The 14,007-nt window shown below is 38.3% G+C and carries 14 protein-coding genes; 6 read left to right on the top strand and 8 right to left on the bottom strand.

Going from position 1 to position 14,007, the window contains the following annotated elements:
* Window positions 1-35: 35 nt before the first annotated feature.
* On the bottom strand, window positions 36-1,631 hold the full coding sequence (locus JSQ81_RS01925; protein WP_212606060.1) for an ABC-F family ATP-binding cassette domain-containing protein: 1,596 nt from the start codon (window positions 1,629-1,631) through the stop codon (window positions 36-38).
* 114 nt (window positions 1,632-1,745) lie between these two features.
* Here JSQ81_RS01925 and JSQ81_RS01920 point away from each other — a divergent pair, with 114 nt between their 5' ends.
* Window positions 1,746-2,939 (top strand): MFS transporter, encoded by a 1,194-nt coding sequence (locus JSQ81_RS01920; RefSeq protein ID WP_249336608.1) that lies wholly within the window; start codon window positions 1,746-1,748, stop codon window positions 2,937-2,939.
* 59 nt (window positions 2,940-2,998) lie between these two features.
* On the opposite strand, the gene msrA is transcribed toward JSQ81_RS01920, so the two are convergent.
* On the bottom strand, window positions 2,999-3,529 hold the full coding sequence (msrA, locus tag JSQ81_RS01915; protein ID WP_212606059.1) for a peptide-methionine (S)-S-oxide reductase MsrA: 531 nt from the start codon (window positions 3,527-3,529) through the stop codon (window positions 2,999-3,001).
* Between the two features lie 125 nt (window positions 3,530-3,654).
* Window positions 3,655-3,753 carry a YjcZ family sporulation protein gene (locus JSQ81_RS01910; RefSeq protein ID WP_212606058.1) on the bottom strand — a complete coding sequence of 33 codons (99 nt, stop codon included), beginning with the start codon at window positions 3,751-3,753 and terminating at the stop codon, window positions 3,655-3,657.
* Window positions 3,754-3,979: 226 nt separating this feature from the next.
* On the opposite strand from JSQ81_RS01910, the gene JSQ81_RS01905 reads away from it, so the two are divergent.
* From JSQ81_RS01905 to JSQ81_RS01895, 3 genes are all read left to right on the top strand, one after another.
* On the top strand, window positions 3,980-4,939 hold the full coding sequence (locus JSQ81_RS01905) for an LCP family protein (RefSeq protein WP_212606057.1): 960 nt from the start codon (window positions 3,980-3,982) through the stop codon (window positions 4,937-4,939).
* A gap of 28 nt (window positions 4,940-4,967) precedes the next feature.
* Window positions 4,968-6,164: an AI-2E family transporter gene (locus tag JSQ81_RS01900; protein WP_249336607.1), complete on the top strand. Its 1,197-nt coding sequence runs from the start codon at window positions 4,968-4,970 to the stop codon at window positions 6,162-6,164.
* 64 nt (window positions 6,165-6,228) lie between these two features.
* Window positions 6,229-6,537 carry a MarR family winged helix-turn-helix transcriptional regulator gene (locus JSQ81_RS01895; RefSeq protein WP_249336606.1) on the top strand — a complete coding sequence of 103 codons (309 nt, stop codon included), beginning with the start codon at window positions 6,229-6,231 and terminating at the stop codon, window positions 6,535-6,537.
* A gap of 219 nt (window positions 6,538-6,756) precedes the next feature.
* Here JSQ81_RS01895 and JSQ81_RS01890 read toward each other — a convergent pair whose 3' ends face one another.
* The 3 genes from JSQ81_RS01890 to JSQ81_RS01880 are packed head-to-tail and all read right to left on the bottom strand — an operon-like array spanning window position 6,757 to window position 10,538.
* The gene (locus tag JSQ81_RS01890; RefSeq protein ID WP_212606056.1) at window positions 6,757-7,881 is read right to left on the bottom strand and encodes a Ger(x)C family spore germination protein; all 1,125 of its coding nucleotides are present in this window, start codon (window positions 7,879-7,881) and stop codon (window positions 6,757-6,759) included.
* Complete coding sequence (locus JSQ81_RS01885; RefSeq protein WP_212606055.1) at window positions 7,878-8,990, bottom strand: GerAB/ArcD/ProY family transporter; 1,113 nt, start codon at window positions 8,988-8,990, stop codon at window positions 7,878-7,880. Before JSQ81_RS01885 ends, JSQ81_RS01890 begins: the two co-directional genes overlap by 4 nt.
* Entirely contained in the window at window positions 8,991-10,538 is a 1,548-nt protein-coding gene (locus tag JSQ81_RS01880) for a spore germination protein (RefSeq protein ID WP_212607512.1), read from the bottom strand.
* Window positions 10,539-10,666: 128 nt separating this feature from the next.
* Between JSQ81_RS01880 and JSQ81_RS01875 the strand changes: the two genes are divergently transcribed.
* On the top strand, window positions 10,667-11,377 hold the full coding sequence (locus JSQ81_RS01875) for a YwaF family protein (protein WP_212606054.1): 711 nt from the start codon (window positions 10,667-10,669) through the stop codon (window positions 11,375-11,377).
* Window positions 11,378-11,467: 90 nt separating this feature from the next.
* Complete coding sequence (locus JSQ81_RS01870) at window positions 11,468-12,271, top strand: DUF4097 family beta strand repeat-containing protein (RefSeq protein ID WP_212606053.1); 804 nt, start codon at window positions 11,468-11,470, stop codon at window positions 12,269-12,271.
* An 81-nt stretch (window positions 12,272-12,352) separates the two neighbouring features.
* Here JSQ81_RS01870 and JSQ81_RS01865 read toward each other — a convergent pair whose 3' ends face one another.
* Window positions 12,353-13,492: a glycoside hydrolase family 18 protein gene (locus JSQ81_RS01865; protein WP_212606052.1), complete on the bottom strand. Its 1,140-nt coding sequence runs from the start codon at window positions 13,490-13,492 to the stop codon at window positions 12,353-12,355.
* 45 nt (window positions 13,493-13,537) lie between these two features.
* Window positions 13,538-13,891 carry a YuzC family spore coat inner layer protein gene (locus JSQ81_RS01860; protein ID WP_249336605.1) on the bottom strand — a complete coding sequence of 118 codons (354 nt, stop codon included), beginning with the start codon at window positions 13,889-13,891 and terminating at the stop codon, window positions 13,538-13,540.
* Window positions 13,892-14,007: the final 116 nt, after the last annotated feature.

Raw genomic sequence — 14,007 nt, 5'->3', positions numbered from 1 at the left:
GTCCTTTTTGTGTAAAAGGACGTTTTTCATGTTATTTATTTTTTGTTTTTCCATTCCAAGTATTCGTTGTAAGTCATAAGCTTATCGGTAATTGTTCCATCATCATTAATTTCAATGATTCGGTTTGCAATTGTTTGAATGAACTGGTGGTCATGTGATGTAAAGATCATTGAACCTTTAAATGCGATTAAACCATCATTCAATGCTTGAATCGACTCTAAATCTAAGTGGTTTGTTGGTTCATCTAGAAGTAGCACGTTCGCGCTTGTAAGCATCATTTTTGATAACATGCAGCGAACTTTTTCGCCCCCGGAAAGAACAGATGGTTTTTTATTAACTTCTTCACCAGAGAAGAGCATACGGCCAAGGAAACCGCGTAAAAATGTTTCTGTTTGATCTTCCGGAGAGTATTGGCGTAACCACTCAACTAAGGAATTTTCCGAGCCCTGGAAGTATTTATTGTTTTCGATAGGGAAGTAAGCACGCGTTGTCGTGACGCCCCATTTGATAGTGCCGGAGTCCGGTTCTGTTTCTTCTGCTAGAACATCTAAAAGCGCAGATTTTGCAAGCGGGTTTCCAAGAAGAATAACTTTATCTTCTCTTCCGATAATAAACGATGCATTATCTATCATTTTATTCCCGTCAACTGTTATCGATACATCTCTAACCGTGAGAACATCATTTCCAATTTCACGTCCCATTTGGAAATTTACATAAGGATAACGTCTTGATGAAGGACGAATATCATCCAGTTCAATTTTATCTAACGTTTTCTTACGTGATGTCGCTTGTCGAGATTTAGAAGCATTTGCGCTAAATCGTGCAATAAAGGCTTCAAGTTCTTTAATCTTCTCTTCTTTTTTCTTGTTTTGGTCTTGAGCCATTCTCAATGCAAGTTGACTCGATTCGTACCAAAATTCATAGTTACCAGGATAAATTTGTATTTTACCGAAATCCAAATCCGCAATTTGCGTACAAACGTTATTCAGGAAATGTCGGTCATGGGAAACCACGATGACTGTGTTATCGAAATTGATCAAGAACTCTTCCAACCAATGAATGGCTTGAATGTCTAGATGGTTCGTAGGCTCATCGAGAAGTAAAACATCTGGTTTGCCAAATAAAGCTTGAGCAAGTAGAACCTTAACTTTATCGGCCCCTTTTAGCTCGGCCATTTTCGCATGATGCAAGTCTTCACCGATACCAAGACCCTGTAAAAGGATTGCTGCTTCTGATTCAGCTTCCCAACCGTTTAAATCTGCAAACTCGCCCTCGAGTTCAGCTGCGCGCATTCCATCCTCATCTGAAAAGTCTTCTTTCATGTAAATTGCGTTCTTTTCATTCATAATGTCATAGAGGTGTTTGTGTCCCATAATGACTGTTTCCAGTACTTCATTTTCCTCATATTCAAAATGGTTTTGTTTAAGGATAGCGAGGCGCTCATTAGGATTCATAATTACATTTCCTGATTGCGGATCAAGTTCACCCGACAAAACTTTAATGAATGTTGACTTTCCTGCACCATTTGCGCCAATTAATCCGTAGCAATGCCCAGGGTTGAACTGTATATTAACGTCTTCAAAGAGTTTGCGATCTCCGAATTGAAGACTCACATTATTTACTGCTATCATTGATATCCTCCTAAAATTCACAATACTGCTAGTATAACACGAAATGGTTTCAGAATGGAATCTGTAAAGCAATCATTTCCAATAATTTATATGCTAAAGAAAGGAAAATGTCTTTTGTCTACTCAATTAAAAAAGCAACGTTCAATACTTATTCTATTTACAATATTCGCGATTTCAATAAACCTTCGCCCAGCGATTACATCAATTGGCCCGATGCTTGAAACAATCCGTGAGCAATTGTCTTTAACGAACGTTCACGTTAGTTTACTAACGGCGATTCCCGTTATCTGTATGGGTGTTTTTGCTACGCTAGCACCTATTTTTAATCGTCAATTTGGGCTAAAGCATACCATGTACATCATGCTAATCCTTATCGGAGCAATGACAGCTTTGAGAGGATTTGTTTCTGGATTTCCGATTCTGATTGGAACTGCATTTATTATCGGTATTTGTATCGCGGTTATTGGTCCTCTTCTATCCGCGATGATCAAACAACATTTTCCGGACCGCGCCGCCTCTGTCATCGGCGTTTATTCTTTCGGAATGGGAGCCGGTTCCGCTGCAAGTGCGGGACTGACGGGACTATTTTATGAAGTGACGGGATCATACTTTTTTGCACTTAGCATATGGGCGTTGTTAGTGATTATTGGGCTGGCCTCTTGGTTCTTTATGATAAAAGAAAATCTGGAAGTGCGTCAAACTGTTTCCGTGGCTGTGCAAGTGAAGGAAAAAGGGAAGTCCCCGTGGAAAACGCGTAAGGCATGGTTATTCCTATTGTTTTTTGGATTGCAATCATCCTTATTCTTTTCGATCATTACGTGGCTTGCACCTATTGCTTCTAATGCCGGCATGACATTGCTTCAAGCAGGAACTCTACTGAGCGTCATGACTACCGTGCAAATATTTTTAAACATTCTTCTTCCACTTTTGATGGAGAAATTTCCTGCACGTAAATTTTGGATTAATGTCATGTTAGTTTCAGGCTTATTAGCAACCATTTTATTTTGGACTGGATTCCATCCGCTCATGTGGGTAGGAGCTGTCATCATGGGAATTCCACTTGGGGGGCTATTTCCTGTGGCGTTGTTGTTGCCCTTAGATGAAACAGATACCGCTGACGAAACGAATTCGTGGACAGCGATGATGCAAACTGGCGGTTTTATAATGGCAGGGATTGTGCCGCTTCTCATCGCATTTGTCTTTGATTGGACAAGCAATCATACATATACCTTCATCATATTGACGACGATGTATCTCGTTATGTTCGCATTAACCTATATGATTGGAGATAAAAAAGAAAGTATCTAATCAAAAGAATGGCTAGTGAAATCGAAAATTCATTTCGATTTCACTAGCCATTCCCTCCTTTAGGACCAGTGATTTTCTATAAACTCATCACGACCGGAACGTGCACGGTCTTCCTCATAATGTTCTTTTTCTTTTTCATGGTAATCTTGGTGATATTCTTCAGCACGGTAAAACGTTTCTGCAGGACGAACGGGGGTGACGATTGGTTTCGCGAACATTCCGCTTGCGTCTAATTTAGCTTTAGATTGTTCGGCGATTTGACGCTGCTCGTCCGTATAATAAAAAATCGCGGTTGAGTAGGAATGGCCACGATCCTGGAATTGTCCATCTGCATCGGTTGGATCAATTTGTTGCCAGAAAACCTCTAGTAATTTTTCATATGAGAATATTTCTGAATCATATGTAATTTCTACGACTTCCAAATGGCCGGAATCGCCTTTTTTCACATCTTCATATGTAGGGTTCTCGACATGTCCACCCATATATCCTGAAACCACATCCTGTATGCCGTTCCATTCTTTAAATGGCTTGACCATGCACCAAAAACAGCCACCAGCAAACGCCGCTTTTTCAAACTTGTTTTCTACCATTCATATTCGACACCTTTCAATTCTATATGAAGTATTATAGCAAAGGAATAATAAAAGAGCGCGTATTAAGCGCTCCAATCTACGTGAGGTGCCTATGAGCGAATTCCTTATAATTTTTCAACCGGTTAATAAATGAAGCTTGCACCAATGATAATCAACAGGATGAAAAGTACGACAATTAAAGCAAATGAGGAACCATGACCTTTACCATGTTCATACCCCATAAATAACACCGCCTTTCTAGATAAGTCTATTTGTAGTATATGACTATCACTTTCGTTAGAAGTGGGGGAATGCCGTGGTAAGAAAATAAACCGTCGAAATATTAACAGCGTTTTAATACAATAAACGAGAGCAAAAAGGGTAATCATGATATGATAATGGAACAAAATGCAACCATAGAGATTATTATACGTCCTTTTAAAAAGAACAATTTTTGGAGGAATTTTAGTGGAAGATCATGATGAAATTAACATCTCAAGAAGAACCAGAAAGAGAAAACTTCGTATCGGCAGAGTGATTTTTGCAATTCTCGCGGTACTTTTTATTCTCATCGGACTTTATTCAATCTTTCAATATAACTCGGGTAAATCGATAGCAAAAGGAAATTCCATTGATCCCGGTCCATTTAAAGGCGATAGCATCCATCCCAATTATTCATCAATTGAAAATTATTTATTATTGGGTATCGATGAAGATGACAGAGGGAAATCAAGGTCCGATACGATGATGGTATTATCGTGGAATAAAAGCGATGGGACAATGCGCATTATTTCATTGATGAGAGATATCTACGCGGAAATACCAGGTTATCAATCATACAAACTAAACACCGCTTATTATTTAGATGGCGTGCAATTAACGAAAGATACAATCACCGGGATGTTTGGAATCCCGATTCATCATTATGCGATTATAGACTTTGATAATTTTGAGTCAATCGTTGATATTGCATTTCCCAATGGCGTTGAAATTGATGTCAAAAAAGAAATGTCAAAAGAAATTGGCGTGTCTTTAGAAAAAGGGAAAAAGCATTTAAATGGGAAAGAACTATTGGGATATGCACGATTCCGCGCCGATTCAGAAGGAGACTTCGGACGAGTTGCAAGGCAACAGGAAGTATTATCTTCCATAAAGAACGAAGCGTTTACGCCTAAAGTAATTATGAACGTACCCAAAACCATTGGCGCATTATCAGGCTATATCCATACCGATTTAACAACTAAAGATGAAATCTCTCGTGCGCTTTCATTTGCGCTAAAGGGTGGGGCTGATATAGAAACAATGACTGTCCCGATTGAAGGGTCCTATTCGTTTAATTCATATAGTCATGCAGGATCAGTTATCGAATTAAATCTCGAAAAAAATAAAGAAGCGATTTCAAAGTTTTTGAATATGAAACTCGATTAAACCGAGGGATTCGAAATGAGGGATTAATTTGAAGCAAGAGCCACTATCAAAAGTGAATGAAGAAAATTCGAAAGTAAACATTATTCGTTTTCTTGGCGGAAAAAGCACATTATTTGTTTTAGTTTCAATTTTACTCATTGGGTTAATCATTGTGGTATTCAAAGAAGTTTCGTTTATATTTTACCCGATTAAGGTATTTAGTTCGACGGTCGTCTTGCCGATTATTTTGGCATCAATCGGCTATTATTTATTAAGACCAATACTTCGCCTATTAGAAAAAATACGTATTCCTCGTCCTTGGGGAATACTTATAATATTTCTAGGTGTGGCTGGACTCATTACATTACTGGTTTTTCTGGTTCTACCTTTTTTAAAATCACAGGTTAATAATCTCATAGATGATTTCCCAACGTATTTTAAAAAATTAACATTGGACATCGATACATTTTTGAGAACATCCATATTTTCTTCGTATTATGAAAGTCTTGATATTAATGCGATGGCTATCGTGGAATCCGCCCCGGACAATGTCGGTAAATTTCTGACAGACACGGTAGGCGGAATTGCCGTAGGTTTAACTTCATTTGTTAGTGCGCTTACGGGTTTCATATTAGCAATTGTAACAGTGCCATTCATCCTTTTCTATTTATTAAAAGACGGGGAAAAATTACCGAAAGTCTTTATCAAAATGTTGCCGCCAAGTATGCGGGATGATGCGGAGGTTATCGTGAAAGATGCCGACCATCAAATTAGTTCATATATTCAAGGACAAATTCTTGTTGCGATTTGTATCGGGATAATGGTGTCGATTGGATTTCGCATTATTGGTATGGAGTATGCATTACTTCTTGGTGTAATAGCCATGTTTACAAGTGTTGTTCCTTATTTAGGTCCTTTAATAGCCATAACGCCGGCTGTTATCATTGCGATTGTCACATCGCCATTTATGTTGATAAAACTCGCAGTCGTTTGGACTATTGTACAATTGATAGATGGTAAGTTTATTTCTCCTCAAATTATGGGGAAGTCGTTAAGCATTCATCCGATTACAATCATATTTGTTTTACTAACTGCTGGTTCGTTATTCGGTGTGGCAGGGGTTATTCTCGGTATTCCGGGGTATGCGTTGCTGAAAGTAGTCGTCACCCATTTATTTAAATTATACAAAGTACGGTATAATAAGCATATTCCTGAAAAGAAATATCGATATGAGATACCAGAATGAAAAAACGCGACTCGTTACTTTGAGCGCGTTTTTTCATGATATTCATATAAGAGGGGGTACTTCAATGGGAAAAAGCATTTCAATTTTTCATGCACTTATAAAAAACTTGAATAAGATTCATAAATCGAGTTGCGAGGGCGTTACTGTCGTTCAAAGCTCTATTCTATATGAAACTTCGTTGCATGATGAACCTTCGATGCAAACAGTCGCTGAAGCTATTGGAATGGACATAACAACATTCTCCAGACAAATTGGAACGTTGGAAAAGAAGCAGTTAATCAATAGAACGCCGTACAGTAAAGATCGGAGAATATTATTATTGTCTCTTACTAAAGCGGGTCGAGATCTGGTTGAAATAATAAATAATAAATAATAATATCGCTGCAACCATGGAGGCGTCATTATCCAGTATGAACGACTTTGAAAGAGAGACTGTTTTGAGGTCATTACACCTCTTTTCTGAAAAAGTTAAGTAAGTATATATATATAGCAGGAAAGATTCGTGTTATAGTTGCATATTGCAACTATGTGAAGTCTGCATAACTTGCATAATGCAAGTTATGGGTTTTTGCTGGTACTGAACGCCCTTTAGTTAGTCAAAAGTGCCGCTTCTAAGCAATGTAAAGTCAACATTGACATTCACTTTCATTTCCTTATACATTTCATGCCATTTCTCCTCGGTCAGGTTTGAATGACGAACTGAGCTTCTATAAAATTCACCGTAGCCAAAAACGTCCGAACCAACTTTTTGAGTGTAAGCAATCACTCTTGAAATTTCACTTGAAAGGCTATTATTAATCGCTTTTTCAAGTTCCTTCGCGTTTTTTTCGTCACTCGCATTAACAGTTGGCTTTATTTCTAATAATCTTGCTTGCATGGAAATGTGTAAATTAAATTCAGGAGTTGTTCGATTAATTAACTTCACATCTTTTTGCGTTTTAACCGGATCGAAGACTAAACTAATTTCTTTAGGAAGATCCTTAAATAAAGATGAAGGGACATCATCGCCTTTAATTTTCATTTCATATGTTCCGGCGTGATAATCATCCCGACTTAATTTTACGTAAAAACTATCATCAGCAGAGAGTTCACCTATTTTTTTGTCCTTATTAAACAGAGCTATTCCGGAAAGCTCCAACAATTCTTGATCTCTTTTTATGATGGGTATCGCAATATCCTTCCCCAACGCATAATAATCATGGGCTACTTCATGAAGCGTTGATGAAATCATCTGCTCATTTTTAATGTTTTGATCTAACAAATTATAAATATGTTCTCCGATGTCATCGATATCTGGGTACTCGAATTCAAGTAACGGTCGCGACTCGCCCTCAACCAATGCCAGAAGCAAGCCTTCACTTATAGCAGGATTTTTCAACAAGGTATCTATGTAATGACCAATTCCTTCTTTAGCTAACTCGTCTCCGAATAAGACACTTCTTAATTGCCCGGACACGATTTTCTCTGCTGCCCGTCGACTAATTTTTGACCGGGTTCCTTCACTTGTAGCGTTTGTGGCAGTTATTATTGTAACTTTACTTTGCAATTCAGTGCTCACTTGCCGAACAATAGCGGTCGTTTCAACATTATCCTCATCTCCCAAATCATAGCCAATTAGCGTGGTTAAACCTATCTCTTCAAGGAGTTTCGTTTCAGCGCATCCAAACAAACTAACGCAGATGAATAGCGGCAGTAAAATAACATAATTTTTTTTCAATCTATTTGCTCCTTACGTGATTGTAATTTCTTTTTCACTGCCGCAAAACAAAACAAGATAATCGGATAAACAAAAACAATATAAAATGCTAACTGACCGTAGTAATTATTAAACATGTTTATTTGAGTGCGTGTTTTTAAAATCACACTTACTGTTAAAATTAAGAAAGTAAATATCCAGACGAATTTATTCGCACTTACTTTGACCAGTCGACTGGTTCCGCGAAAAGCAGCCCATAAAAAGAGACAAAGGTTCGGTAAAATGATTAACATCCAAAAACATACGACAATATACTCCAATCGTTCAATGAACGGAAATTTGACAATACTAAATAAAGACAATGTAGCCCAAATGGTTTTACTTAATTGATCCCCAGTGAAGTAAGTCAACGTAACCATCATAACGGCTAAGTAAATCAAGGTCGTCACGAGCAAACCAAGATGAACATGCTTTTTCACATTCTCTTTATCTTTTACAAAAGGATAAATTATATATAATATTTCAAAGCCGATTACTGTAAAGGTCATGGATTGTATGCCTTTAAGCATTCCACCAATATTGGCCTCTAAAATGGGTAGAAGGTTTCTAGGTTCCATATACTTCATCGGATATGCCAACATCGGGAGAAGCCATACGCCAAGTACAAAACTAAAAAATGAAACACCCACAATTACCCGCAGACCGCCCGTAAACGTATAAATTACGATTAATAATAACGAAACCGCCAGAAACAACGTATTCAAATCTGGAAAAACCCAAGTTTGAACGACTTCAATGTAATTCCTGAAAACGGCAAAAAATGCGATTGAACTGTAAAGGATATATAGGACATTAAAAATGTTTCCAATCCATTTACCGAATATATCTTGGTGAATGCCGTATAAGTCATTTGAACCGTACATTTCCAATGTCCTAATCATGAAAATTGCGATGATATGCGTAGCGAGGCCGGCTAGTAGGACAGCAATCCACGCATCTTGTTTTGTGTCCTCGTATATAATCCGCTGAAAACCTTGTATCCCGATCCCGATTTGAGCGGTATGAATGATGAAAAAAAGAAGAAAAGCATTAATCGTATCTCTGGGAGCAATTTGGATGGAGGTTTTCACCTAATTCACCTTCTGTTCATTCTCAGGATTTATCGGTTCAGGCTCGTATTTATCTTCATCCTCCGGTCTAGTATTTGAAGGTCTTTTAAATGCAAGTGGAAAAGGCAATCTGATGAGACTATCCCGCCAATCAAGTAACCGAGGCGGGTAAAAAGGCGCTGTGTACGGCGAACCCAAACTTGATTGGCGCAAAAGGTGAACCAGGATAAAACAAAGCCCCAGCATAATGCCATAAAACCCCCAAAGCCCGGCAAAAACGATTAACGGGAACCTAATGACTCTGATGACATTCCCCATCATATAACTTGGTGTTGTGAAGGATGCCAATGCACCTATAGCGACAATGATAATTAATATATTACTTGTAATTCCTGCATCCACGGCAGCCGTTCCAATGACTATACCACCAACAATACCGATGGTTTGACCAACCTTTGTTGGTAATCTGATTCCAGCTTCCCTTAACAACTCTATCATTATTTCCAATAGCAGCGCTTCGAATATAGGCGGGAAAGGAACTAAAGCTCTTGATTCACTTAACGGAACTAAAAGCGTTTGTGGAATGACCTCGTAATGATATGTTAATGCTGCGACATATAAAGGTGTTAAAAAAATTGATAGCACCACTGCACTAAATCTTAATAACCTAAGAAATGTAGCGATCTGCCATCGTACATTTTGATCTTCCTGACTTTGCAAGAACTCGAGAAATGAGTGCGGGCAAACGATTACCATGGAACTGCCGTCTACGATGACCGCTATCTTACCAAATAATAGTTCAGCACAAACCTTGTCCGGTCTTTCTGTTAGCAACATTTGAGGGAAAATCGAAAACGAGTTATCGTCAATCAGTTGTTCAAGAATCGAGCTATCCATTACAGAATCCGTTTCAAGGTCGGTAATCCTTTGTCTCAGAGTCTTGACCATTTCATCGGAGGCAACGCCTTTAATGTATAACATCGCAATCGATGTGTTCGATTGCTTTCCAACTTGTAAGTTTTCATTACAAAGATTCGGATTTTTTATATACCTGCGAATTAAAGAGACATTCGTTGACAGGCTTTCGTTGAAGGCGACTTGGGAACCGATTACCTGGGATTCCATTTCAGGCGCTGATAACGACCGCGTTTCGTTGGTTGGAATATTTGCCAATACAACTGTCGAGTGACCCTCTAGGTGAATCAGCACTGATCCGTCCATCATCGAAATAACTGCTTTCTCTAACTCATCAGCCAATTCCACATGCGGTATTGACAATATGGACGGTATATTTTCCGGCGAAAGATTTTCATGCTTTGACAAGTCCTGGAGGATATGATTATTCAACGTCTGGTTATCCACAAGGTTATCTATGTAAATGAAAGTAAGTTCTGGAGGCACTGATTTAACCATTAAATCCGATGAGTTATGAACGGCGTTACTTACCGACTGAATAAAATCAGTCGCAGAAGTTGGTACTTTCTTTTTCGTGTTTGCTTCATTATTTTTTTCACCTTTAGCAGCCGACTGTTTTTGGGCGGAAGAAGGTTTGGATTTTTTTCTGAAAATTTAACTCACCCTCATCTCATCACTGACTTCGCTTCTAGAATTGACTTCTAAGTGATTATCTATACATAATCACTGACCGAGTGATGCTATAATAATCTCAAATAGTCTAATTGAAATGAGATGATAGGATGGCAAATGGAAATGAACCTTCGTTCGTGATGTTTTCGATTCAGCATGCAATGGCGATAGTATTGTTGTTCTTATGTGTATCTCTGTTGTTTATATCGAAAAGGAAATTATCGCATCGGCGCGTGCATCTTCGAATAATTGAACGACTCTTTGCGGGATCTTTATTGATTATGGAGGTCTTTTATCATATTTGGATGGTTACAACTGATCGTTGGAATTTATCGAGTTCGTTGCCGCTTGAATTATGCAGCATAAGCTTATTGGTTGCAATCGCACTGCTATGGACAGGGAATAGGCGCTTATATATGTTCGTCTTCTATGCCGGTATTGGAGGGGCTATTCAGGCAATCGGAACACCTGTTCTCGATGTGGGATTTCCGCATTTTAGGTACTTCCACTTTTTCTATACGCATATCGGGATTATCTTGACGGCGCTTTATTTCACTTGGATTAAAGGATACAGGCCAACATTTAGAGGAATTGTGAATACGATGATTGTTTTAAATATATTGCTGCCATTCATATTTTTTGTAAATCAAGTCTTTGATGCTAATTATATGTTTTTACGCATGAAACCGGCAAATGGAAGCTTACTAGATTTTTTAGGTCCATATCCGTGGTATATTTTTTCTCTTGAAGCAGTAGCGCTAATCATTTTCGTCTTATTATGGTTGGCTTTCAGAAAGCGGAAATCTACGACCAACGGCTGAGATGAAACCACCTCCCAAGTCCATTCAATCGGACCCACTTTACAAATATAATGAGATGTATAGGAATTCATTCATATGGAGGTTGGGACAATGAAACAAAATAGGGGATTGCTTATTGGAGTGTTGATTATACTTTTCATTGTGTTGGGAGGTACTTTCTTTTGGCAAGCGTGGAATAAATTTGTTGACGATTCGAAAAAGATCGTGTTGAAAGATGTATCATTTACAACTATAGATATCTTATCCGACAATGCTTCAGTGGAAATTATACCAACCGATAGCACAACTACCACCATCGAATACATCGGAAAGAAAAGAAAAAACGCAAAATTCGATTTCGATGCTGATGTAAACAACGAAACGCTTACAGTAAAGTTTAAAGAGAATAGATGGAATTTCTTACGTTTTGATTTATCATTTTCTAAAATGGAGCTACTGGTGAAAGTTCCCCAAAAACAATATGATTTGATTAAAACAAAAAACAATAATGGGAAAATCAAGGCGGAAAACTTGGACGTGAAAGATATTTCTTTTGAAACTGACAATGGAAACATCGAAATGAAAAATGTCGACGCGGTTTCTACCCATGTCCAATCAAATAACGGTAAAATTATTTTAGAACAAGTGAATGGCGAGATTATTGGAAAAACAGACAACGGCCGGATCATGCTAGTAACAAACGATTTGGAACGACAAATCGATTTAACGACTGATAACGGACGAATCGAAATTATGACCACAACTATGCCGACTAACGGGATAATTGATGTGAAAACAGCTAACGGCAAAATCGATGTTTTCGGAAAAAAGAATGAGAAAACTGTGTTTGGCGAAGGAAAGAACTTGATTAAATTGAGATCGGACAACGGTGGAATCACTGTTAACGAAAAATAGCTTTTAATTGCACAACAATAAACCGTCCTTGGGCTAAAAAAGCTAAGGGCGGTTTAATTTTTATAATCCGTCAATCACATTTTACATTCTTTTTCGAATGATAAAATTGTCTTCGAGTAATGCCCAATTTTGTGGGTATGGATAACCGAGTACCCAGTAACTAATCCCGCGCAAATTATAATTTTTCACCGTATCAAACTTTGCCTGCGCGCTACGGGCATCCTCAAACCATACTTCATGCGTCTGACCTTGATCATCAGCATAACGAAAGAAAGGGGACTGGGCTGTCTCGTCAAATTGAATAGCTACATCATGTTGCACTGCGCGCCGAACGGCTTCTTGTTGACTAAAAGTCTCTGCCTCTGTTCCGGGTACATGCGGTAGGACCCAATCACGCGCATAAATTTGAAACCCGAAAAAAATCTTGTCCCTAGGAATAACAGTAACCGCATAATCAAGTACACGTTTTATTTGATTAAGAGGTGAAATGGCTTGGGGCGGACCAAGTCGATATCCCCACTCATATGTCATTAACACAACAAAGTCAACAATTCTTCCATGCGCTTCGTAATCATGCGCCTCATATAATAACCCTTTTTGCTCGCCGCTAACTTTCGGCGCAAGGGCGGTAGAAACAAAATAACCTTCTGGATGTAAGCGGTCAACAGTACGCTGTAAAAATTGATTATATAGTACACGATCCGCGGGTAATACGTTTTCAAAGTCAACATTTATACCTCGATAACCTTTTTCTTGCATTAACGATACGATATTCGTTAATAAACGTTCTTGAATGTCATTATTTGATAGAATGGTATGTGCTAATGTTGAACCTGCTTCTGTTGCGCTAAAATTGGTAATGCATAATACGGGAACGACCCGCTCCTCTATAGCTGCTTGAATCATTGCGGAATCATCAATAGCTTCCAGGCCGCCAGTATCTGTCATCCGATATGCGAATGGCATCCAATAGGTTAAATATTTGCCGACAGTGTGAATTTCTTCGGCACCTGTTTCTCCTGTATTAATCGTATAAGCATTCACATCGATAACTGGCTTAGCTGTCACTGGAGTCGATGTCGGGATGATTAGTGCTTGACCTACAACAAGTTTTTCAGGTGTTTCCAATTGATTTACATTAATGATTTGTTCAATCGGAATGCCGAATTGGTGAGATAGATCCCATAGTGATTCTCCTTTTTTCACAACATGAATCTGCATTCTACAACACCTCTTAAAAGTCATTTACAAGCATCACTCATTAATTCACCAATGGAGTAACATGGCTAACTGGCAACACCTTCCTTGAACTTCAGAATTATCTAATTTAATATGAATTCCGGTTGGGGTAAATGAAGTTTCGACTTTAATTGTGATTCCTGTTGATTTTATTAATTCTCCTACCTTTTTGGTATTAGAAAGCTGAGCTTCGTTCATTAGTTCGTAGGCAAACTCTTCAGAAGTACTAATTTTTTCAACTAGTTTATTTGCTTGTTGCATTAGTTCTTGAAACTTATGTGCGGAAATATTTAGAAGCTTAGGATCAACAGGCGGGAATGGATTTGGATCCACAGTAGTTTGCGGTTCTGAGGTCAAGGTTGAATAATAGACATAGTGCAAAATAGTCCTCCTTTCCAATATCGGATACCCTATCGTATGTATCGTGTATGGAAGAAGTTATGACTATGCGAAGAAGGATGATTGGAAGAATCCATTAATAATGGTAAAATCAAAGA

The sequence above is a fragment of the Sporosarcina sp. Marseille-Q4063 genome, from assembly GCF_018309085.1.
Lineage (GTDB): Bacteria > Bacillota > Bacilli > Bacillales_A > Planococcaceae > Sporosarcina.
Note: the sequence above shows the minus strand (reverse complement) of the source record. Positions and strands in the feature narration are given on the sequence as shown.